At 59.2% G+C, this 21,341-nt stretch carries 20 protein-coding genes; 12 read left to right on the forward strand and 8 right to left on the reverse strand.

Annotated elements, in window-relative coordinates:
* Positions 1-103 precede the first annotated feature (103 nt).
* The 5 genes from QOC89_RS28095 to QOC89_RS28115 all read left to right on the forward strand — a co-directional run bounded on the left by QOC89_RS28095 (position 104) and on the right by QOC89_RS28115 (position 4,347).
* Positions 104-883: an SDR family NAD(P)-dependent oxidoreductase gene (locus QOC89_RS28095; RefSeq protein ID WP_323048016.1), complete on the forward strand. Its 780-nt coding sequence runs from the start codon at positions 104-106 to the stop codon at positions 881-883.
* A 180-nt stretch (positions 884-1,063) separates the two neighbouring features.
* Positions 1,064-1,396 carry a lipocalin-like domain-containing protein gene (locus tag QOC89_RS28100; protein ID WP_323048017.1) on the forward strand — a complete coding sequence of 111 codons (333 nt, stop codon included), beginning with the start codon at positions 1,064-1,066 and terminating at the stop codon, positions 1,394-1,396.
* 173 nt (positions 1,397-1,569) lie between these two features.
* Complete coding sequence (locus tag QOC89_RS28105; RefSeq protein ID WP_323048018.1) at positions 1,570-2,037, forward strand: SgcJ/EcaC family oxidoreductase; 468 nt, start codon at positions 1,570-1,572, stop codon at positions 2,035-2,037.
* Between the two features lie 415 nt (positions 2,038-2,452).
* Complete coding sequence (locus QOC89_RS28110; RefSeq protein WP_416340490.1) at positions 2,453-3,490, forward strand: rod shape-determining protein; 1,038 nt, start codon at positions 2,453-2,455, stop codon at positions 3,488-3,490.
* A gap of 140 nt (positions 3,491-3,630) precedes the next feature.
* On the forward strand, positions 3,631-4,347 hold the full coding sequence (locus tag QOC89_RS28115) for a DUF2968 domain-containing protein (protein ID WP_323048019.1): 717 nt from the start codon (positions 3,631-3,633) through the stop codon (positions 4,345-4,347).
* A gap of 83 nt (positions 4,348-4,430) precedes the next feature.
* Here the strand turns inward: QOC89_RS28115 and QOC89_RS28120 are convergent, their stop codons facing one another.
* Positions 4,431-4,739 carry a DUF4148 domain-containing protein gene (locus QOC89_RS28120; protein WP_323048020.1) on the reverse strand — a complete coding sequence of 103 codons (309 nt, stop codon included), beginning with the start codon at positions 4,737-4,739 and terminating at the stop codon, positions 4,431-4,433.
* Between the two features lie 205 nt (positions 4,740-4,944).
* On the opposite strand from QOC89_RS28120, the gene QOC89_RS28125 reads away from it, so the two are divergent.
* Complete coding sequence (locus tag QOC89_RS28125) at positions 4,945-5,163, forward strand: hypothetical protein (RefSeq protein WP_323048021.1); 219 nt, start codon at positions 4,945-4,947, stop codon at positions 5,161-5,163.
* A 179-nt stretch (positions 5,164-5,342) separates the two neighbouring features.
* Here QOC89_RS28125 and QOC89_RS28130 read toward each other — a convergent pair whose 3' ends face one another.
* The 7 genes from QOC89_RS28130 to QOC89_RS28160 all read right to left on the reverse strand — a co-directional run bounded on the left by QOC89_RS28130 (position 5,343) and on the right by QOC89_RS28160 (position 12,182).
* A complete protein-coding gene (locus tag QOC89_RS28130; protein ID WP_323048022.1) occupies positions 5,343-6,086 on the reverse strand; it encodes an SDR family oxidoreductase in 744 nt (247 codons plus the stop codon).
* A 353-nt stretch (positions 6,087-6,439) separates the two neighbouring features.
* Positions 6,440-7,093, reverse strand: a complete 654-nt coding sequence (locus tag QOC89_RS28135; protein ID WP_323048023.1) for an ureidoglycolate lyase — start codon at positions 7,091-7,093, stop codon at positions 6,440-6,442.
* A gap of 261 nt (positions 7,094-7,354) precedes the next feature.
* Complete coding sequence (locus QOC89_RS28140; RefSeq protein ID WP_323048024.1) at positions 7,355-8,407, reverse strand: GTP-binding protein; 1,053 nt, start codon at positions 8,405-8,407, stop codon at positions 7,355-7,357.
* Positions 8,404-8,721, reverse strand: coding sequence for a hypothetical protein (locus QOC89_RS28145; RefSeq protein ID WP_323048025.1), 318 nt, complete (start codon positions 8,719-8,721; stop codon positions 8,404-8,406). The genes QOC89_RS28140 and QOC89_RS28145 overlap by 4 nt, the downstream gene beginning before the upstream one ends.
* 22 nt (positions 8,722-8,743) lie before the next feature.
* Positions 8,744-9,622, reverse strand: coding sequence for a polysaccharide deacetylase (locus QOC89_RS28150; protein WP_323048026.1), 879 nt, complete (start codon positions 9,620-9,622; stop codon positions 8,744-8,746).
* Positions 9,623-9,714: 92 nt separating this feature from the next.
* A complete protein-coding gene (locus tag QOC89_RS28155; RefSeq protein WP_323048027.1) occupies positions 9,715-11,103 on the reverse strand; it encodes an amidase family protein in 1,389 nt (462 codons plus the stop codon).
* Positions 11,103-12,182, reverse strand: coding sequence for a tartrate dehydrogenase (locus QOC89_RS28160; protein ID WP_323048028.1), 1,080 nt, complete (start codon positions 12,180-12,182; stop codon positions 11,103-11,105). The genes QOC89_RS28155 and QOC89_RS28160 overlap by 1 nt, the downstream gene beginning before the upstream one ends.
* Positions 12,183-12,300: 118 nt before the next feature.
* Between QOC89_RS28160 and QOC89_RS28165 the strand changes: the two genes are divergently transcribed.
* The 6 genes from QOC89_RS28165 (at position 12,301) to QOC89_RS28190 (ending at position 20,680) form a co-directional block, all read left to right on the forward strand.
* Positions 12,301-13,200 carry a LysR family transcriptional regulator gene (locus QOC89_RS28165; RefSeq protein ID WP_323048029.1) on the forward strand — a complete coding sequence of 300 codons (900 nt, stop codon included), beginning with the start codon at positions 12,301-12,303 and terminating at the stop codon, positions 13,198-13,200.
* A gap of 177 nt (positions 13,201-13,377) precedes the next feature.
* Positions 13,378-14,601, forward strand: coding sequence for a GAF domain-containing protein (locus tag QOC89_RS28170; RefSeq protein ID WP_323048030.1), 1,224 nt, complete (start codon positions 13,378-13,380; stop codon positions 14,599-14,601).
* A 99-nt stretch (positions 14,602-14,700) separates the two neighbouring features.
* The gene (locus tag QOC89_RS28175) at positions 14,701-15,996 is read left to right on the forward strand and encodes an MFS transporter (RefSeq protein ID WP_323048031.1); all 1,296 of its coding nucleotides are present in this window, start codon (positions 14,701-14,703) and stop codon (positions 15,994-15,996) included.
* A gap of 168 nt (positions 15,997-16,164) precedes the next feature.
* Complete coding sequence (locus QOC89_RS28180; RefSeq protein ID WP_323048032.1) at positions 16,165-17,313, forward strand: porin; 1,149 nt, start codon at positions 16,165-16,167, stop codon at positions 17,311-17,313.
* Between the two features lie 227 nt (positions 17,314-17,540).
* Positions 17,541-19,085, forward strand: coding sequence for a methyl-accepting chemotaxis protein (locus QOC89_RS28185; RefSeq protein WP_323048037.1), 1,545 nt, complete (start codon positions 17,541-17,543; stop codon positions 19,083-19,085).
* A 257-nt stretch (positions 19,086-19,342) separates the two neighbouring features.
* Complete coding sequence (locus QOC89_RS28190; protein WP_323048033.1) at positions 19,343-20,680, forward strand: MFS transporter; 1,338 nt, start codon at positions 19,343-19,345, stop codon at positions 20,678-20,680.
* Positions 20,681-21,341 lie beyond the last annotated feature (661 nt).

Below are 21,341 nucleotides of genomic sequence, written 5' to 3' on the forward strand. Positions count from 1 at the left end.
AAGCACTCGAGCAGGATTAGGCAAGAAACAGGTTAGATCCGGCATTCAAATGAAGTGACGACAAAGCTATTGTTGTCCCCATGCCAAACCAAAGGAGCATGCAATGCCTACCGACACTACCATTGCCTCAAACCCGAAAATCGCGATCGTTACCGGCGGCAGCCGCGGTCTCGGCCGCAATACCGTGCTGAGCCTCGCGAGGCGCGGCGTCGATTCGATCTTCACCTATCACTCGAATCGCGCAGAGGCCGAACACGTGATCGCCGCGGTTGAAGCAACGGGACGTCGGGCCATTGCGCTGCGACTCGACACCGGCGACGCCGGTTCGTTCGACCCGTTCGTGCAGGATGTTCAGCACGCGCTGGCCAGCCTGGAAGCCAAACGATTCGACTACCTCGTCAACAATGCGGGAACCTCGCTGCACAACGCATTTGACCAGACAACCGAAGACGAACTGGACACCGTCTACCGTATCCATTTCAAAGGCGTGTTCTTCCTCACGCAAAAACTGTTGCCGTTCATCAACGACGGTGGGCGGATTGTGAACGTCTCTTCGGGGTTGGCCCGCATCACGCTTCCTGGGTCTTCCGCGTATGCGTCAATGAAAGGGGCCGTCGAAGTGCTGACACGCTACATGGCGAAGGAACTCGGCGCACGCGGAATCGCGGTCAACACCGTCGCCCCGGGCGCCATCGCGACCGACTTCAGTGGCGGCATGGTGCGCGACAATCCCGAAGTGAACCAACGCGTGGCGGATATGACCGCACTCGGCCGCGTCGGCGAACCCGACGACATTGGCCCGATGATCGCCGCCCTGCTCTCGGACGACAATCGCTGGATCAATGGGCAGCGCATCGAGGTCTCGGGCGGCATGGTCCTTTAACGCCCCAAGCCGTGGCGCTCGACTCACAGCGTCACGTTCGCTTGATGAAGATTGTCGGGATGTTGTAACCGCATAGCGATAAAGAGCCTATTCACGTTCTCGTCGCAAAGCCGGATGCGCCCGCTCTCCGGAACGGTGACCGGTGACTTGTCCGGTCACTCGCAGCAGTAAAGCTATCATTTGCGTTACAAACCACTAGTATTCCTTCACGCATCGCTGCACCGGGTCGGTGTGCGCGCCGGCCTGCCGAAATTCGCTTCGGGCAACCGGTTGCAGGGAACGGCCGACGAGAACGCTCGAATTGCTCAAGGAAACGTGGCCCACTTTGGCACATACACGGTAGATACCGCCGCACACGTCATCGCTTTTCATATTCAGCGAAGCACATTTCCTAACTGGGACGCGGATGTGCAGAGGCGTCCTTTCACTGTCGACGGCGATCGATTGACCTATGTCACTCCGGGCAGCTTCGGTTATGGATCAGCCAAGGTCGTGTGGCAACGAATGAAGTGAACCCGGTGTAGACAGCGTTCGCCAGGACTTCGCGAAGATATTGACCCGCGCCGGCGGGTCCATCTTGAGAACATCGATGCGATGCCGGTTTGTGCCGGCACTGGCACGGTCGTCTTCGCAGATCGTCGCGAACTTCGCGAGCACACGAATCGCAGTTAATCTTGGGAGGCCGTATGTGTCACCTATTGAAAAGATCATTTTCTCTTTTTGCGCTTCTCAGTGTGCTGGTTGGCTTTGCGAATGCCGTGTCAGCGCAGGGGGATGTACGCGCGTCTATCGAGGCGAACAACAAACGATGGGAACAGGCGGTCAGTCGTGGCGACGCGGCGGGTATCGCTTCGCTTTATACCGGAACTGCGAAACTTCTCCCGCCGAACAGTAAAGTCGTGAGCGGGCAGAAGGCCATCACGGAGTACTGGAAGGGGGCGATTGATTCAGGGTTCAAAGCGATCAAGCTGACCTCCGTGGAAGTAGAGGCGCATGGCGACACCGCCTATGAAATGGGCAAGTACACGGTCCCGGGAGAAGGCGGCAAGGTATTGGACGCGGGAGATTACGTCATTCTCTGGAAGAGGACGGACGGTCATTGGAAAATGCATCGCGACATCTGGACCACGAACACGCCTGCGCCCCAACAATAAGACGAACATCGGCCCAGATCAGTTCAGGCAGATATCGGCCAATGATGCGTCATTTGCACGCACCGTTGCCCGGAAGTTCAGAGGTCGGCCCCCAGAAGGAGGCCACTCAACTTGCGACGATGACCATCGCTTCATCGGTCTTTGCATGAGTGCGCGGCGCTCCCCGCCGCTTCAATCGCAATCCGGGACGGCGGAGAAGGAATGGCGTCCTTTGCTTGCAGGAAGCTGGCCAGCATCGCCTGGTAACGCCATCGCGCCCAATTTAAAGAATTGTGAACCGTGGCCGATAACTTGATGAGACGTCAGCGCAAGATTTTCGCCTCCCCCGGAAATGGTTGCGCACGCACATATAGCCACATTACAACTCGTCAAGGATGTCGAAAGTGAATGATTGGATTACAGCTACGCACGCTTCATGTCGATAAGGCGCTGGTTGCGCTTTCGCCCGGCTGAGCTCGCCCTCGACATAGGAACGGCAAACACGCGAATTCATGTCTCCGGAGCCGGCGTGGTTCTCAATCAGGCATCCGTGCTGTGTACTCATGGACGCGACTCGTTAAGACCGGGTGGCCGTCCGACAGTGTCCGTGGGTGACGAGGCCCGGAGAATGCTCGGCAGGCTGCCGCAGAACATAGAAGCCATCACGCCAATCCGAGGCGGTGTCATCTCGGACTTCCCGGCAAGCGAGCAGATGATCCGGCAATTCGTGCGTCACGCCCGCAAAGGCCGAAGGTTGACGAACGCGCCACGAATCACCGTCACCGTTCCGGGCGGCGCGACCCAGGTGGAGCGCCGCGCCGTTAAGGAAGCGGTACATGGTGCAGGCGCGTCCCACGTTGCGTTGCTCGCGAGACCGCTGGCCGCTGCCCTGGGCGCCGGACTCGCCATCTCCCAAGCGACAGGTTGCATGGTCGTCGACATGGGCGCCGGCACGACCGAGATCGGCGTCATTGCGCTCGGCAGCGTTGTGCGTGGGGCATCCGGCCGCGTGGGAGGCGAGACGCTTGACCAGGCCATCATTAACTACGTTCGCCGCACGCACGGCCTGCTGATTGGCGAGCACACCGCGCAACGAGTCAAGCTGGAAATCGGCAGCGCACTTCCACCCAAAGACGACCTGAAGACGGTGGTGACCGGCCGTAGCCTGGCCGAAGGCGTCCCGCGCCCCCTGACTCTTTCTAGCCAGGAGGTATACGAAGCGTTCATCGAGCCGCTCGAGCAGATCGTGTCGCTGCTAAGACGCGTGCTGGAGAGCACCCCGCCAGAGCTTGCAGCTGACATCGCCGATCGCGGGTTCATGCTGACCGGTGGGAGCGCCATGCTGCGAGGCCTCGATCAACGCCTGCGCGAAGAAACGGGACTGCCGGTGACGGTCGCTGAACAACCTATGACGTGCGTTATTCGCGGCACCGGCCTCGCGATCGAGACGCTCGATTCTCACTTCTTTGCGTAGTGCACACATCGACACACCGCACCTCGAATTTCCTTCAGCGTATTTCTCTGAATCCTGTGAATCAATACATAGCCATGCGACACGCACGAATCAAACCGCTCCGCCACCTCGCATTGACATTGGCGTTAACCGCAGCCCAGATGCTGTCCGGCGCCCATGCTAGCGAGACCACAACTATTGCGGGCGCTTCCGATGCAACTGTACAAGTGCCGTTAGCACCTCCGGTCGGCTCGGGTCCCGCAAGTCTGTCCGAGGTGGCCGCATCGTCCAGCGAGCAAACAGGCGGTGAGGTTTCGACACTCACCCAACTTGTCCAACAGGGACGAGTGACGCTGCTTCGCTCGACGGTGGCTGGCAACTACAGCACGACACTCGCATTTTTCGGTGACGATCTAACCTACTACGTTGCGCTTTCACAGCAAAATACTTACTGGCGCGTAATCGCGACGCAGAACAAGAAACGCGCTGAAGCGGTATACGCCGACTTTGTGGCGCAGACCGAAAGGCTGGCGGACGCGCAAAACAGGCGTGCCGAGCTTGCAGCGCAGGAAGCAGCGACACAGCGCCTGATCGAGCAGGCGCAAATCAAGGCACAACAACTGCAGGCCGACGCCCGGATCGCTCAGACACAGCGAGATGAAGTCGCCACACAGCAAGCGCAGGCCGCAGACCAGGTCAAGAACCTGAAGGCCGAAGATCGGGACGCGCGCAAGAAGCTCTTGCAAATCAGGCATCAGGTTGTTGGGCTGCAGATCGCGTCCAATCTGGGACTCCCGCCGGAACATCCGGCAGGGTTGCACAAGATCAGAAAACACGCTCAACACACCAAAAGCGCCACGTTGGCGGCAGCTCATTAAGCCATGCGGAATCTTGTATGTCATCCCGGCGGGCCAGCTGGATGCTATTTTGCAAAGCGCGGCAGAAGAAAGTCAGTTTGACGTCAAGCGGGCGGCGCCTGCTGGCATTCCGCCTGGAACCATCGGTCGACCTGGCGCTGTGCCGCTTGTAGATCCTCCGGGTAGTACGGGTCGAACCACCTTGATGGGTCGTAGCCCGCTTTCCTTAGCGCCGCCAGTTCGCTGCGGTTTCGCTCCGGGGTCGGAGGCGCGTTGCTCCTGAGCGCGGCCAGGTCGATGCATTGCGCTGCGCTCAAGTGCGCCGCGCTTTGCTGGCTGCCGCCCGTCGCGCAGCCAGCGAGCAATAAAACCAACGCGGAAAGCATTGGCCATTTTTTCAGGGGGGTCTCCATCTCGCGTCTCCTTTCGGTCAATCGACACTGTACAGCGGCGTCAAACGGACGATACCGCCGTTCGCTATCCCTGTGACGTGGCCACATCCACACAGACCTCGACCCACTAGCTGCGCTGCCTGTCGAACGGCTTGCACAAACGTTTCATTTTCCTAATGTAGTCTTTACGGTTTCCAAACGACGCAATACAAAAAGGAGACCGGGAATGCTCGACAAGAAGAAGATGTGCGTAGGCCTGACTTTCACCTTGGCGCTTGCCGCCTGCGGCAGCGCCGCCGTGCTAGCGCTCAGCACCGCTGGCATCACCGTGGGCACTGAGGGAATGTTCCTCAACTACGCTGCGCTCTTCACCGCCATTGATCCGAAGGGCATGTACTTCGGCGAGATCGTCATGACGCAAGTACCCGCCAAGTTCAAGCAATAGGCAGCGTGCTTTCGCCTGTCTATGAACCGGCGCTACTCCGTGTGCTATGCACATACTCAGTTATCCGTAAGCAACTGGACTGAGTAATCCGATCTGGCTTGCAGGACCGTTTATCGGAAGAGGCGCATGCCTCTTCCGATTTAGGTCCATCTGATTTCGCGAAAGCGAGTTGTTATCCATTACACCAGCACGTGACCACCGTCGACAACGATGACCTGTCCCGTGCTAAAGCCCTGCTGCATCAGATAGAGATATGTTTGCGCGACGTCGCTCGCCTCCCCGACTCGCCGTACCGGCATCTTCTCGGCGATATAGTCGTAAAGACCCTTGCGATCGGCCTCACTCATGTTGTCCCACAGGGCGGTACGCAGAACGCCGGGTGCCACGGCATTGACACGCAGCGGCGCAAGCTCCACGGCCAGTGTCCGTGTCAGTGACTCGATTGCACCCAGGATGCTGGCCGGGATGGTCCACGCAGGCAGCGGACGCGACGATGCCACGCCGCTTGTCAGCGTGATGGAGCCGCCTGCGCGAATGTACGGCGTCGCATATTTGACGGCCTTGAGGGCACCCCAGTAGCGCACCTCGAACGCACGCTGCGCAGCTTCGATGCTGAGCTCAGCAAGGTTCTGCAGGAGTAGCGATTCGCCGGCGGTGTAGACGAGATGATCGAACGCACCAACGCGCTCGAAGAACGCTTTTACTTGCGCCTTGTCCGTGAAATCAAGTGGCTCGCCGCGCGTACCTTGAGGTAGTTGCTCCAGTGCGGCCGCGACGCGCTTCGGGCTGCTCGAGGCGATGATGACTTCAGCTCCGGCACGCGCTGCCGCTTCGGCGACGGCAAAGCCGATTCCTGACGTGCCGCCGGCCACAACGACTCGGCTCTGTTGAAGAGTAATGCTGGTAAGTTGACTGTTTCCCATGCTTGACGATTTCGTAATAGAGCGATCTTCGCGGCGGCGCCTGGTGTCATGCAGCACGTGCTGCCCAAGCATCGAACGATGCGCTACCGCGGCCGCGTGTGAGTGTACGTGGTTTGCGGTAAACGCGCTGCAGGCGGGAGCGCTGCTAACAATGAGCGCCGGTACGGTGACGATTGGAGTGCGCATCACTGACGTCGGTGATGCGGCGGCGTGCGTGCCCGGCTTACCGAACTCGGACGCCCGCCTTGCGATGCGCTCAACCCACCGTTGATGGACGCGATGTCCACGCATATCGCCAGGCGCAGTGGTGGGCTGAAGTAGTGAAAGCTGGGATCGCCGGTTTGACCAGACTGTTAGGCCGCGCTGGCGATCGGCGCCTCGAGAAGACAGCTGAACTCGCGAGCAAAGTCGACAGAGACACGTGCGTGAACTGCGCCCTGTTTGTCAAAGAACCGCTGTGTCCCTTCGAGCGTGAACACACCTTCGTGCCAGACGTTCGGATGGATGTACAGACCTTGCTGTCCGTCGAAGCGAAAACACACGAACTTCTCTGGCGCAATGTCGTCCCCGGGCAATGCCAGTGGAATGTAAAAAGGACGATGGTCGAGAGGAAAGAACAGTTGTCCGCCGTCAGGGTGGTAGTTCGCGTGCCAAAGCAACATGCGCTCAGGGACGTTGACGTTGTCCTCGCGAGCGGCTTCAGGGTCTTTGGCGTACGCAAGGATGTAGTTACCACCAACTGCTTCGTTTCGACCGTAGAGAATATCCCCGCGCCATTCGCTTACAAATGTCCCTTCGGTTGTACCTGCCTCGTCACCGGTTCCCGGATCGATAGGCCTTGTCCCCACCGACGGCCACTGCACAATCTCGATCGGGCAATCGCTCGGGTCCGACACAAGCTTGCCAAATCCTTTAAGCGTTGCAGGGGTCGCGTCGACTACGGGCATTAAAACGCGTCCTAGGCCGGCGGGAAGGTCGGGGTTGAGGTAATCAATTGCTTGGGACATTGGCACGGTTTACTCAGGTCGGAAGGGGTGACCGCAGGTGCTCGGAGAAAGTTTTTAACGACTTTCTTACACGAGTACCTAGCTTGATAGCAGACGCGTTCTTGCATGGAGGTGAAGTGTACAGGCGGTGTCGGTGGGACGTATGTCGGTGGGACGTATTTCAGGTCGAACTGAATCACGCTGGTGCGTTTGGTTATTCAGCGCGCCTGGGGAGACGCGCTGGCCGCTGCCGATAGATTAGTGCGGTGTGATTGGTATGGCTCAGTTGAACGCACGCAGCGATGCTTCGATCTGCGCTTGCGGTGGCAATCTGCCTATCAGCACCAATTGCGAGCGCCGCTCGCCGTCGGGCCATCCCGACAGATGCACCGGTGCGTGAATCAAATGCTGGACGCCATGAATGACCAGCGGCAAGTCGGAGCCACGAACGTTCAGAATCCCTTTGACACGCAAGATGTCGGCGCCACGGCTGTGCATCAGCATCGACAGCCATATACCGAAAGCGACCCAGTCGATCGGCTCGTCAAATGTCAATGAATGCGTCGAAATATCACCGCGGTGCGGATCTTCCGGCTCTCGCCCAAACGCTCGGTATTTCGCCGATCCGGTGTTCGATGCGGCCGCAGCGATGCCCGCCGGCTGGAACCAGCGCCGCACCTCGTTAATGCGCGCGGCGGGCTGATCGAGATCCTCACTCAGCAGGACCTGCGCATCGCCGGCATCGTCGCGCGACACGGCCAGCCACGCAGACCCATTGATCCGCCGCAACGCGCTTTGCACGGACTCGAGTTGTGCGGCATCAACCAGATCTGCCTTCGTGATCACCAGCCGGTCAGCGATGGCCGCCTGCTTGCGCGACTCGGCCTGCTGTGCGAATTGATCGAGCGCATGGACCGCGTCCACTGTCGTCACTACGTTGCCGAGCCTGAAGTGGTGCCGCAGCACCGGGTCGCCGGCGACGGTATTGAGCACCGGAACCGGGTCGGCGAGGCCGGTCGATTCGATGATGACCCGATCGAAGGGCGGCACTTGATGGCGTTCGCGCCGGTCATAAAGATCGAGCAGAGCCTGTCGCAAATCGTCGCGCACGCTGCAGCATATACAGCCGTTCTGCAGCACGACTGTCTCGTGATCGAGTCGTTCCAGCAACCGATGATCCAGCCCGATTTCGCCGAGTTCGTTGATCAGCACCGCGCAATGAGCGAATGACGATTCCTCGAGCAGGCGCTTCAACAGTGTCGTCTTGCCGCTGCCGAGAAAGCCCGTCAGCAGATTAATGGGTATCCGTTGCGCCGGTTTGAGCGGTTCGTTCACGATGCTTGCCGCAAACGGTCGAGCAGATCCGCGGCCAGCGGATCGACACGGCGACCGCTCAGGCGCTCGACCGCCGGCCACAACTGCGTGAGGTTTTCGACGATTTCCGTCTTGCCGGTGAATGTGCTGATCAAATAGGCATGACTTTGCCAATCGCTGACCGTACAGGCAAAGGCGCGAAGCACCCTGTTAAGACAAGCGACCCGCAACTGCCGCTCGCGGCGTCGCACCTGTGCGTGCTGATCTTCCGACGCCGGGGTGCCGGCATCGGTCCAATGTGCTTCGCCGCCGAGCATTCCGCATAACCCACACATCACACAGCTCCCCCGTATCCGCTCAGCTGCGCGGGAAGCGCCGCGCGTAGTCATTGGCCATCTCTTCCATGCGGACGAACTTGACACCAGCATGCCCGGCAATGTATTCGAACAGGCGCTCCAGCATCAGCAATACTTGCGGCCGGCCAGACACGTCCGGATGAATCGTGATGGGGAACACAGCGTAGTCATATTCCCGATAAACCCAGTCGAACTGGTCGCGCCACATCTGCTCGATGTCCCGCGGATTAACGAAACCGTGGCTATTCGGCGCCTTCTTGATGAACATCATCGGCGGCAGATCATCCAGGTACCAGTTGGCCGGAATCTCGATCAGATCGGATTCCCGACCACGTACCAGCGGCTTCATCCAGTCCCGCGCATCTTTGCTGTAGTCGATCTTGGTCCAGGAGTCGCCAACGCGTACGCGATACGGCTGGAAATCGTGATGCATCAGGCTGTGGTCGTACAGAATGCCGCGCTCGATCAGCAGTTCGTTGGTCACATTGCTGAACTCCCACCACGGGGCGACATAACCGGTCGGCTTGCGGCCGGCAAGCCGGGTGATAAGCTCGATGCTTTTGTCAAGGACGTCCGCTTCCTGCTGGCGCGTCATCGCGATCGGGTTCTCGTGCGAATAGCCATGCACGCCGATTTCATGACCGGCATCCGCCACCGCCTGCATCTGGTCGGGGAAGGTTTCGATCGAGTGGCCCGGCATGAACCACGTGGTCTTGATCTGCATACGCTCGAACAGCTTCAGGAGCCGTGGCGACCCCACCTCGCCGGCGAACAGACCGCGCGAGATGTCATCGGGAGAGTCCTCACCGCCGTACGAGCCGAGCCAGCCGGCTACCGCATCCACATCCACACCGAAACCGCACAAAATCTCTTTAGCCATGTACATGCCTCACAAAACGAAGTGAACTGATAGTCGAATTGCGCTCGGACGGTCGTTGCGCCACAGGAGCACAAGTCCTCTTTGCGAGCGCTTCACGGAAAGTCGCCTGCGATGATCGGCGCGAGCGCGACACCGGCGCGCAACATTCGCGCTTCGTGCGTGGCCGGCGCGCTGAGCAACAAGCTGGTCGGCATTTGCGCGGCGCCCAAGCCGTTCGGCAATGCAAGCCCGCAGGTATTGAGCATATTGCCAAGCAACGTATTGCAGATCGTCTTGAGGTTCACCCGGGCGAACAGGTCCGGATCGGCCGCTAGCGGCGCAATTGGCGGTGCGACGTGCGGCACCGTCGGCATCACGAGCAGCGCGTCGCCGAGCGAGGCCCACAGAGAGCGCTGCAATGCGACACGGCCCTGCTGCAATGCGTCGAAATCCGCTACCGACATCGTCTTTCCGCCCATCATCCGCTTGTAGACGGTCACATCAATTTGCGCTCGGCGCGGGCTCTCGAGCAGTTCGCGATGCGCTTGATAACCCTCGGCAGCAGCAATATTGCCATGACGCGCGATCAACTCGCGCAACTGCGTGAGTTCAGGGACAGGCTGCCAGCGAACCTGCACACCAGCGGCGGACGCTCGCTCGAGCGAAGCGATGAAGTTGCGCCGCACTTCCGGCTCGACCTCATCAAGTATCGCATTTTCCGGAGCAACCAACGTCAACGATGCTAACGGCGTCGCTTCAGGTGCGAGCGATGGGGCCTTCAGGCCGCGCAATGCAAGGTCGAGCAAATAACAATCAGCGACGTCGTGCGCGAACACGCCGATCGTGTCGAGCGTGCGCGACAGCGGGAAGACACCGTCAGTGTCGATCCATCGCTCGGAACTCTTAAAGCCGACCACACCATTGAATGCCGCAGGCGTGCGCACGGAGCCGCCCGTATCGGTGCCGATCGCGACCGGCACGAGTCCCGCGGCGACGGCCACAGCGGAGCCCGAGGACGAGCCTCCGGGCACGCGCGGCACGTCACTCGCGCGCGGATTCAACGGTGTGCCGAAATGCGGATTAAGCCCGAGTGAGGAGTAGGCGAATTCAGACAGATTGGTTTTGCCAAGGGTCACCATGCCCGCGGCGGCCAGATTGCGGACAATCGGCGCGTCGTGCGCCGCCGGCTGTGCATTCCGATAGATGGACGACCCGGCGGTGGTGGCGAGACCTTCAATATCGATCAGGTCTTTCCATGCAACGGGTACGCCATCGAGCGGGCCAAGAGGCTGACCGGCCCGATAGCGAGCCGCGCTCTGCGCCGCTTCGCGGCGCGCCCGTTCGAAGGAAGTGGACGTGAAGACCGCCGCGTTTGCCGCCGTGTCGATACGCTCAACGAAGTAATCGGTCAGTTCGCGCGCATCGACTTTGCGCGCATGCAGCAGGCGGCCGAGCTCCGCCGCGGTGAGCGCTGCAAACGGGGAAGACGATGTGGTCGTCATTATTTCAACGCCGCAGCGACGGCCTTGCCGACGTCGGTAGTGTTGGCCGTACCGCCGAGATCCGGCGTGCGCGGCCCCTCGACCAGTACCGTTTCGATTGCATGGATGATCGCATCGTGCGCCTCGCGATAGACACCGCTTCCGTCGCCGAGGAAATCGAGCATCATCGCACCCGACCAGATCATCGCGATTGGATTGGCGATATTTTTACCGTAGATGTCGGGCGCCGAACCGTGAACCGGCTCGAACAGCGACGGGAAACGGCGATCCGGGTTCAGGTTCGCCGACGGCGCGATGCCGATCGTGCCGGCGCAGGCGGGACCGAGATCCGAGAGGATATCGCCGAACAGATTGGAGGCGACGACAACATCGAAGCGCTCCGGGCTCAGCACGAACCGCGCGGCCAGGATATCGATGTGATATTTGTCCGTAAGCACGTCCGGATAACTCTTCGCCATCGCCTCGACGCGTTCGTCCCAATACGGCATCGTAATCGCGATGCCATTCGACTTCGTTGCGGAGGTGAGGTGCTTTTTAGGCCGGCTTTGTGCGAGATCGAAAGCGAATTTGAGGATCCGGTCGACGCCCTGGCGCGAGAAGACGGTTTCCTGAATCGCGAACTCACGGTCGGTCCCTTCGAACATGCGGCCGCCAATCGACGAATATTCCCCTTCCGTGTTTTCACGCACCACATAGAAGTCGATGTCACCCGGCTTGCGCCCGGCCAGAGGACACGGCACGCCGGGCATCAGGCGCACCGGACGCAAGTTCACGTATTGTGAAAAATCGCGCCGGAAGCGCAGCAAAGAGCCCCACAGCGAGATATGGTCGGGCACGGTCGCGGGCCAGCCGACCGCGCCGAAAAAGATCGCCTCGAACTGCATCAACTGGTCGAACCAGTCGGGCGGCATCATTTCGCCATGCTGCGTGTAGTAATCGCAGCTGGCCCAATCCATTGTGGTGAATTCGAGGTTGATGTCGAATTGGCGTGCCGCCGCTTCGACTACGCGCATGCCCTCGGGCATCACTTCCTTGCCGATGCCGTCACCGGCTATAACCGCGATCTTATGTGTTTTCATTGACTGTTCTCGTCTTGCAATGGGCTTACCGGAACCAACCGGGCCTGAGCGAGGTGAATCATAGCGCGCACGCTTCGCGCTATAGTGATCGATTACGTGATCCGATCGGTTACAGAAAGTGAACAATCTCCCTTCGATGGAGGACCTGCGCCTGTTCTGCATGGTCGTGAATAAACAGAGTTTCGCCGCCTCCGCACTCGAGATAGGCGTGTCGAAGGCCCTGATCAGCAAACGGATCGCAGTGCTCGAAAGCATGCTGCAAGCGCGCTTGCTTCATCGCACCACAAGGCAGGTATTGGCTACCGAGACGGGCCATATCGTCTATCAGTGGGCACAGCGCATCCTGACGGATGCCGAACAGATGGCCGAGGAGATTTCGTCCTCGAAGATTGCGCCTCGCGGATTGCTGCGCGTGTGTACCAGTTCAGGTTTCGGCCGCAATCATGTGTCGCGCGCGGTGTCGGCGATGGCGCAACGTTACCCGGAACTCGAGTTTCAGTTGGAGCTGCTCGACCGGCCTGTCGATCTGATACGCGAAGGATTCGATCTGGACATTCGGATCGGCGCGGTGCATGACCAGAGTCTTATTACGAAGCTGATTGCCCGGAATGCACGCGTGCTGTGCGCGTCGTCGACCTATCTGGAACAGAGGGGAACTCCGGCATGTCTTGCCGACCTGGTGCAGCATAAATGCATTGTCATCCGCGAGCGCGATCAGGAGTTTGGTCGCTGGAAGCTGGAGGGGCCCGACGGGGTGGAAATGGTGCGCATCAACGGACCGCTTTCCGCAAATAACGGCGAGATCGCGCATCAATGGGCGATCGCCGGACACGGGATCATCCTGCGCTCGATGTGGGACGTCGGGCCCAGTCTGAAGCGTGGCGATCTGAAACGCGTGCTGCCCGACTATCAGCAGGACGCCAATGTATGGGCGGTTTATCCCTCCCGGCTGTCGACATCAGCCAAGGTCCGCGTATGCGTGCAATTCCTGGAGGAATGGTTGGCCACAACGGTTTGAAGCCCCGTCCCTGCCGGTCGCCGGCACGCGTCATTGCATACCAGTTCAAAAATCCGGGCGCAAACCCTTATCGTTCACATTTTGTGTCTTATGTTTTCACGAAGCGATCGACAAGCTAACGACTTGCGGACACTACAATGCGTCCGACTTGGCAATTAACCTGTTGAAGGAACGCTGATGGGAAACCAAACGACACCGTTGAAGAGTCTTAAAGACGTGAAGAAAGTCGGCTTTATCACGCCCTCGTCGAATACGGCACTGGAGCCGATGACTATGGCGATGACCGGCCAGATAAGCTCGCGCATCTCCACTCATTTCAGTCGGGTTCCAGTGAAGTCACTCACACTCGACAGCAAAAACGTCAACCAGTTTCAGACGCAGAAAATGGTGGATGCGGCGGCGCTCCTGAGCGATGGCGGCATGGACGCCATTTTATGGAACGGCACCTCTGGCAGTTGGACTGGCAAGGGATTCGAAGCCGACATTAGCTTATGCGAGGAAATCAGTCGGGTTCTGGGAGTGCCGGCATCCACGTCTTCGCTGGCTCAACTCGACGTGCTCAAGCACTACGGCATCAAGCGCTTCGCGCTGGCGGTGCCGTACGTCGAGGAACCGACTCGCAAGATCATCGAGACTTACGGTAACCAGGGATTCACCGTGGTCAACGTTGCCAGGCTCGACCAAACCGAAAACGTCGTGATCGGCAATACGCCGTTTGAGCGAATCAAGCAGTTGTTGCGTGATGCCGATTCACCCGACGCGGAATGCATCGTTGTCGCCTGTACTAATTTGCCGGCGACCGCCGTGGTCGACGAGATGGAGGCGGAACTCGGCAAGCCGATTTTCGACAGCATTGCAGTGACGTTGTGGAAAGCGCTGAAAATGACGTCAATCGACGTACCGCTGCACGGCTTTGGCAAGTTGCTCAGAGCCAATCCGGTGCTTGGGGAACTCGAGCGTGTCATGGCCACCCTTCGTGAAGTGACTGCAGGCAGCCGCACCACATTGCGCATCGACATTCCGGAGCACAACTGCAATGTTGACAGGGTCTGCGCTGAATCGGTCGCGCCGGGCATCCCGGAGCTGAAACTGAATACCTCGTTGAATCAGCGCAGCCTCGCGACCGTGCAGTGGCTCATCGCAACCCGGAAGCCGTTGGTCCAGGACGACTGCGCGAACGCGGAAGTCAAGCCACCGAAGGCGCTAATGGACGTCTATGGTGTCAAGGCACAGATGCTGGTCGGCCTCGAGACGGCCGATGGCGAGGTGATCGGATGGATCTCGGTCCATTACGTGCCCGGGACGCGCAAGTGGACCGACGCCGAAGTCGCCGCGCTGCAAAGCGCAGCCGGTCAGGTCCGTACCATCCTGCAGCGAAGCAACTGGGCGTCTTTCAAATAAGCCGTCGCCATCGCGCTCGGCCGTGCATGCAGCAATTGTGCACGGCCGGTCCATCATTCCGTAGGACTATAAATCATAAGCTGAGGGGAGTGCGAGACCATGAGCATACCTGTTGAGAATGTCGCCGTTCAGGTCAAGACGACGGTAAGGTGGAAGATCTTTTTCGTATTGCTGGGGCTGGTCGCCATCAACTATATCGATCGTGCGTCGCTATCGGTCGCGATGCCGTTGATCTCGAAGGATTTCAACATCAAGCCGGCGTTGCAGGGCTTGATTTTCAGTTCGTTCTTCTGGACCTATGCATTGATGCAAGTACCGGGCGGCATGCTCGCCGACCGTTTCAAGCCGCGCATCGTGATCACGGCCGCTGCGATCTTCTGGGGTGCGTTCCAGGCAATTGCGGGCGTGGCCACCAACGCCACCACGTTGTTGCTGACCCGGTTCGGACTGGGTGCGGCTGAAGCTCCGATCTATCCGTCCGGCGGCAAGCTCAACGGGATCTGGCTGACGCACAACGAGCGCGGTCGCGGCGCCACGTTGCTGGACGGCGGCGCCCCGCTGGGCGCGGCGATCGGCGCGATCTTGATCACCTCGTTGATCACCATGCTGGGATCGTGGCGCCTGGCCTTCATCGTGGCCGGCGTCGGCACGGTGCTCGCCGGGCTCTACGCGTGGCATTTCATCCGCAACAGCCCGCGCGAACATCGCGGCGTCAATGAAGCGGAGGCCACCTATATCGAGCAGGCTCGGGCGATCGAAGACGAGGGCGAGCCGGCTCAGTCAAGCGGCAAGAGGCTCGACCTGTTCAAGTACCGTACTGTATGGCTTATGTTCTTCGGCTATATGTTTTCGAACGTCGTCTTCTACGGCTTGTTGACCTGGATGCCGAATTACCTGAGCAAGGTACATGGCTTCAATATCCAGCAGATGGGAGGCGCCAGCTTCATCATTTTCCTGTCGGGATTCGTCGGTGAACTGGTCGGCGGTTTTCTGTGCGATAAATGGAAAAGCGCGGGCGGCTCGCCGAACAAGGTGATGCGCACCATGCTGGCTTTCGCCTCGATCGTCGTTACCGTCGCGGTGTTCTCAGTTGCTTACGCGAGCGGCCCCACGCTGACGGTCGTACTGTTGTCGATCACATTGTTTTTTCAGCGCTGGACCGGGCTCTACTGGAGCATCCCGTCACTCGTCGGGACGCGCGACAGGGTGGGCCTGCTCGGGGGCCTCATGAACCTCGGCGGCAATATCGGCGGGGTACTTGTACCGCTCGCCGTCGGCTTGATCGTGCAGTTGACCGGCTCATACTTCCTTGCACTGATGGTCTTTACCGGTGCCGGTATCGGTTTGCTGCTCTGCTCGGCGTGCATCAACTACCAGAAGAAGATCCCAGTCTGAGCTGCCTGCATAGCAGAACAATAGCGCACCGTTGCCGGACCTGTCACGCAGGTCCGGTCCGGCTGATACGACGCAAACCAATCGCCGTGGGATATGCCACTGGTGGAAACTCTACTTTCTGATTGACAATCAAGAGCGGTAAAAATCGTTTTAAAGTTAGAATATCTAATGAAAGTCAAAGACCACACCTCATCGTTATTCGCCCGGAACATTCTTACTTTTTCAATCTTCGCGTCGCTGATCGCGGCCGCGCCTCTCGCCCGCGCGCAAAGCAGCGTGAGCTTATATGGGCTGATCTCGGTCGGATTGAGCTATTCCTCCAATGCAGGCGGCAAACCTCTCTACCAGATGGCGAACGGCCCCCAGCAACCGTCCCGCTGGGGTTTGAAAGGACAGGAAGATCTTGGCGGCGGCCGGTCGGCTATCTTCGATCTGGAAAATGGATTCTCCATCACGAACGGTTCCGCAGCTCAGGGGGGGCGGCTGTTTGGCCGCCAGGCGTGGGTCGGTATCGCGGACAAGAATCTGGGTACGATCACAATGGGCCGCCAGTATGATGAGATGACCAAGCAATTGAACTGGACGGAATCCGCAGTTCAGTTTGCGACCTACGGTGCGCACGTCGGTGACAACGACAACATATTCGATGCCTTGAGGTTGCAGAATTCGGTTCGCTATGAATCTCCAGTTATGGCTGGCCTTTCGTTCGCCGGGCAATACGCTTTCTCGAATCAGGCCGGGGCTTTTTCGAACAACAGCGCATTCAGTGCCGGCAGCACCTATGTGCACGGGCCATTCAAAGTAGCTGTCGCGATGTCGCAATACAATCACCCCGCTGCGATGGACAATTCTTCGGGGGCGGTCAGCGACAACTACGGATTCACCTCGCCGTTTGCGACGAGCCTGGGCGGTTCGGGCGTCGAGAAGCAGCGAATTTTCGGCGTGGGGGCAGGATACGACTTCGGAATCGTACAAGCTACCCTCGCCTACACGAATGTCCTGTTCGACTACATGGATACGTCTGGCCTTCGGCTACAGAACGCCGAGTTGTCGCTGACTCACAACATCACTCCGAGTCTCCTCGTCGGCGCAGCGTACATCTATACGACGGGTAAATATTCAGACTCGGAAAAACCGCACTATAACCAGGTCAACCTGGGGATCGATTATTCGTTGAGCCGCCGCACGGATGTGTATCTCATTGGCCTTTACCAGCGCGCCGGCGGAGCAGCGCAATACGCGCAGATTTTCTCCTCGACTGCCTCAACCTCCAATTCGGAAACGCAGGTCATCGCCGGGATAAGGACGCGTTTCTGACGGGACCGGCATTCTCATAGGGCATGCAAATATCGCTCCCCGAACGGCGGACTATCACCCACCTGTGATACCCGTCCGATCATCGAAATTTCGATGGTAGGGGCACGCCGGCCTTCGAAAGAGAGGTTCTTTGCCGCAAGAGCCAAGGTTTTCAATAATGTATGCCGTGATTAACGGCAGACCGCTAACGCTATGCGCTTGCGCAAACGAATCGGGAGATGCAGGTGATCAAGTTGTCTTTTTCGCAAAAACTCTGGCTGCCGCTGGTTTTGTGTCTTCTGTGCTTCGCCGGACTCTCGGTGATCGACGCCTATCGCACTCGAGACGTTCGTCTAGAAGAAAGAAAGGCCGATCTGGTGCATGCCACGGAACTTGCCGTTGCAGTCGTCAAGACGTTCGCCGATCAGGCCGCTGCCGGAACGATTACGGTCGACGAGGCGAAGAGGAAGGCCATGGATGCCGTGCGCAATATGCGCTACGCGGGCTCCGACGGCTACTTCACGATCATCGACTCCGAGCACGTTCTGATGCATCCAATCCACCCCGAAATCGAGGGCCGGGACGTGAGAGGGTTCAAGGACCCGAATGGCGTACTCACCTTCCAGGTTGCCATCGATATAGTGAACCGAGAGGGCAAAGGCTTCACTCGTATTGCGTTTTCGAAGCCTGGTGTCAGCGGCGTCTTCCCGAAGATCACGTATGAGGACAGCTATCGCCCGTGGGGCTGGATTATTCTGACCGGCGTCTATCTCGACGATATTAACGCTGCTTTCCATACAACCTTGTACGAGAGCGTCGGTGTACTTGTCGCGGTTGGCGCGTTGCTGAGCCTCGTAGTGATCTTGCTTAATCGCGGCATTCTGCGCTCGCTCGGTGGCGAGCCCGCTTACGCGGCTGAGATCGCGACGCGCGTTGCGAATAACGACCTCACGGCTGTCGTCAAGACCGTGCCGAGCGACCGCAGCAGCCTCCTCTACTCCATGAAGCGGATGCAGGATCAACTGACGGAGACAATGCGCACGATCACGACGTCGGCCGAATCGATCGCATCGGCCACGGGCCAGATCGCCGCCGGCAACCTGGACCTCTCGCAGCGCACGGAGGAGCAAGCGGCGGCGCTGCAGGAAACAGCTGCGACCATGGAGGAACTGACCTCGACAGTCAATCAGAACGCCGACAACACGCGTCAGGCAAGTCAGGTCGCCGCGCGGGCGGTACAGGTCGCGCAGCGCGGCAGCAGTGTGATTTCGCAGGTCATCGATACGATGAACGGCATCCAGGCGAGCTCGGACAAAATTGCCGATATCGTCGGCATGATCGAAAGCGTAGCGTTCCAGACCAACATCCTCGCGCTCAACGCCGCTGTCGAAGCCGCCCGCGCCGGCGAGCAGGGCCGGGGGTTCGCTGTCGTCGCGAGTGAAGTACGCTCGCTCGCGCAGCGCTCGTCGTCGGCCTCGAAAGAGATCAAGGGACTCATTCGGGACTCCGTGGAACGCGTGCGAATCGGCGCCGAGTTCGTCACCACGGCCGGCGTAACTATGGACGAGATCACACAATCAGTGCAGCGTGTCACCGACATCATGGGCGAGATCGCCGCGGCGTCGATCGAGCAGAGCCATGGTATCGGCCAGGTCAGTAAGGCTGTCACGCAGATGGACTCGGTGACACAGCAGAACGCGGCGCTCGTCGAGCAGGCCGCCGCAGCCGCGAGCTCGCTCGAATCGCAAGCCGGCGATTTGCGCTCGTCGGTAGCGGTCTTCCGGCTCCCGTAGGCGGTGTACAGGCCATCGGGCGGCCTGGCACAGAGACCATGCTGCTTTCGTTGGCGCGAGACGCGAGACACCAGGTCTTCTTTCTTTGAGGGATCGACGCACTCCGATCAAACGGCTTTTGCGGTTCCTTGAAGTCGCGTTTTTACCGCTTCGTCGTTATCCGCAATCTTCGCAGTGGACTCACCAGGACTCGTGCGCAACTTACCGAAACGGTTATCACGCATTCACTTTAACTCACGGCAAAAAAACGGATTCCTATGCTTTACCCAACCGACATACGAGATGTCGAGACAATTGATCGCGGCACACGAGTGCGGGCGCTGTTGGCCAGCGGTATCGGTAGCACCATCGAATGGTACGACTTCATCCTTTACGGAACCATGGCGGCGATCGTTTTCGGCCCCTTGTTCTTCCCCGCCCGCGATCCGTCGGTCGCATTGATGCTCTCGTTCGCGTCATTTGCGCTGGCGTTCGCAATGCGCCCCATCGGCGGCATCGTCTTCAGTCATATCGGTGACAGGATCGGCCGCAAGAAAACGCTAGTCATGACGCTCTCGCTCATGGGCGGCAGCACCCTGGCTATGGGGCTTTTGCCCGATTACAACGCCATCGGGGTCTGGGCTCCTATCCTTTTGACAGTACTACGCGTCATTCAGGGAGTCGCGCTGGGGGGTGAATGGGGCGGAGGCGTCCTGCTGGCGGTGGAGTACGCGCCCAGGAAATACCGGGGCCTTTTCGGTGCGGTCCCGCAAGTCGGAACCATGTTGGGGCTTGCTTTGGGTTCGCTGGCAGCGTCGGAGGCGAGCGCGCTCTTCTCGAAAGAGGATTTTCTCAGGGTCGGCTGGCGGATTCCTTTCATTCTGTCTTTCGTCCTGGTCATCATCGCTTTTTGGATTCGCCGCTCGGTCGATGAAACTCCGTCCTTCAAGAAGGTCCTTGCGAGCAACAGCGCGAACAAGGTGCCATTACTGGAAACCATCAAATTCCACTGGCGGGCAGTGCTGGTGACCGTCGGGGCGAAGTTCATCGAAACCTCCGTCTTCTATATCTTCGCAGTGTTCTCGATTTCCTATACCATCGGCCTCGGCTTCGAGCGGACCGATACGCTCAATGCAGTGTTGGTTGCCTCGCTTTTATCTGCTCCGATGGTCCTCTTCAGCGCGTGGATCTCCGACCGAATCGGCCGGAAAAAGATTTTTATTATCGGCGCCCTCGCTAGTATGGCCTTCGTTCTACCCTTCTTCTGGCTCGTTCATCAAAGATCGATCGCGTTGCTGTACCTGGCCATCGTTGTGGGCTTCGCGGTCATCTATCCCATGGTCGGCGCTGTAATGGGTCCATTGTTTGCCGAGAATTTCCCACCGGAAGTTCGATACACAGGTATTTCGCTGGGTTACCAGCTCGGAACCGCACTGGTTGGTGGTCCACTCCCACTTATCGCTACGGCGCTCCTGGTTGCCTTCCACGGCTCCTATATCCCGATCGCCCTTTTCGTAGGTCTCTGCGGCATCGTTTCCTTGATTGCCATCTCGTTCGCCAAGGAAGGCCGCGGCGAGGATCTCGACGCCAGGAAGACCGTTCCTCCATTGGGGTAGGGCCTGCGCTCGACGCCGCAGAACGCCCGCCGCGCCTAAAGAACCCAATAGCCGATAACGGATGAGATATGCCTGAAGCTACGCGAATCTGGATGACCAACGTTGGGTCGAGGTGATTGCGTGGAACGGGCTGTCGCATCGTCGCTGGACCCGGGGCAAGATCTGGAACTCTGCGCGCAATCTACCCACGCCACCGATGTCCCAGCAATTACAACCGAGGCGGACGAAGCACACCACCATCCGGCTCTCTCGACGCGGCCGTGCGAATCGGCCTTCCCTTATGATCGCCGTAGGAACGGCCGCTTTCTGATGCAGAGCGGCCGCCCGAATGTCCAAAGAAGCGTGCAACTGAGCGGCGCTTCATGGCCGACCCCAGCCGGTGCCGATTGCGATGACGACGCACCAGTTTTCCAAACGATGACTGTACCTCGGGGCCACCGCTCCACATATCGTTTCTGCTCAACCCGCCGACGGTAGGTATCGCTGCTGACGCGTGTTGGGTCGCGTCGCACGATCATGGAAAAAAGTTCGTCCAGGCGGGGCACGGACTGACGCGGTTGGCCGCGCCCGACCATATGGCGCTTATATATATTCGGGGCGGCCTTTGAGACGTAAGAGCAACTCACGGCACTCTTGCGCGTCGCGCTGACAGATCTTGCAG

Origin of the sequence: Paraburkholderia sp. (genome assembly GCF_034668105.1) — a bacterium.
Taxonomy (GTDB): domain Bacteria; phylum Pseudomonadota; class Gammaproteobacteria; order Burkholderiales; family Burkholderiaceae; genus Paraburkholderia.

Coding starts and splice junctions, on each gene's coding strand:
- QOC89_RS28150 (WP_323048026.1), bottom strand. CDS start 9,622: ATGGCTAAAGAGATTTTGTGCGGTTTCGGTGTGGATGTGGATGCGGTA.
- QOC89_RS28170 (WP_323048030.1), top strand. CDS start 13,378: ATGGGAAACCAAACGACACCGTTGAAGAGTCTTAAAGACGTGAAGAAA.
- QOC89_RS28160 (WP_323048028.1), bottom strand. CDS start 12,182: ATGAAAACACATAAGATCGCGGTTATAGCCGGTGACGGCATCGGCAAG.
- QOC89_RS28175 (WP_323048031.1), top strand. CDS start 14,701: ATGAGCATACCTGTTGAGAATGTCGCCGTTCAGGTCAAGACGACGGTA.
- QOC89_RS28145 (WP_323048025.1), bottom strand. CDS start 8,721: ATGTGTGGGTTATGCGGAATGCTCGGCGGCGAAGCACATTGGACCGAT.
- QOC89_RS28110 (WP_416340490.1), top strand. CDS start 2,453: ATGTCGATAAGGCGCTGGTTGCGCTTTCGCCCGGCTGAGCTCGCCCTC.
- QOC89_RS28190 (WP_323048033.1), top strand. CDS start 19,343: ATGCTTTACCCAACCGACATACGAGATGTCGAGACAATTGATCGCGGC.
- QOC89_RS28135 (WP_323048023.1), bottom strand. CDS start 7,093: ATGTCCCAAGCAATTGATTACCTCAACCCCGACCTTCCCGCCGGCCTA.
- QOC89_RS28115 (WP_323048019.1), top strand. CDS start 3,631: ATGCTGTCCGGCGCCCATGCTAGCGAGACCACAACTATTGCGGGCGCT.
- QOC89_RS28125 (WP_323048021.1), top strand. CDS start 4,945: ATGCTCGACAAGAAGAAGATGTGCGTAGGCCTGACTTTCACCTTGGCG.
- QOC89_RS28180 (WP_323048032.1), top strand. CDS start 16,165: ATGAAAGTCAAAGACCACACCTCATCGTTATTCGCCCGGAACATTCTT.
- QOC89_RS28155 (WP_323048027.1), bottom strand. CDS start 11,103: ATGACGACCACATCGTCTTCCCCGTTTGCAGCGCTCACCGCGGCGGAG.
- QOC89_RS28120 (WP_323048020.1), bottom strand. CDS start 4,739: ATGGAGACCCCCCTGAAAAAATGGCCAATGCTTTCCGCGTTGGTTTTA.
- QOC89_RS28105 (WP_323048018.1), top strand. CDS start 1,570: ATGTGTCACCTATTGAAAAGATCATTTTCTCTTTTTGCGCTTCTCAGT.
- QOC89_RS28130 (WP_323048022.1), bottom strand. CDS start 6,086: ATGGGAAACAGTCAACTTACCAGCATTACTCTTCAACAGAGCCGAGTC.
- QOC89_RS28095 (WP_323048016.1), top strand. CDS start 104: ATGCCTACCGACACTACCATTGCCTCAAACCCGAAAATCGCGATCGTT.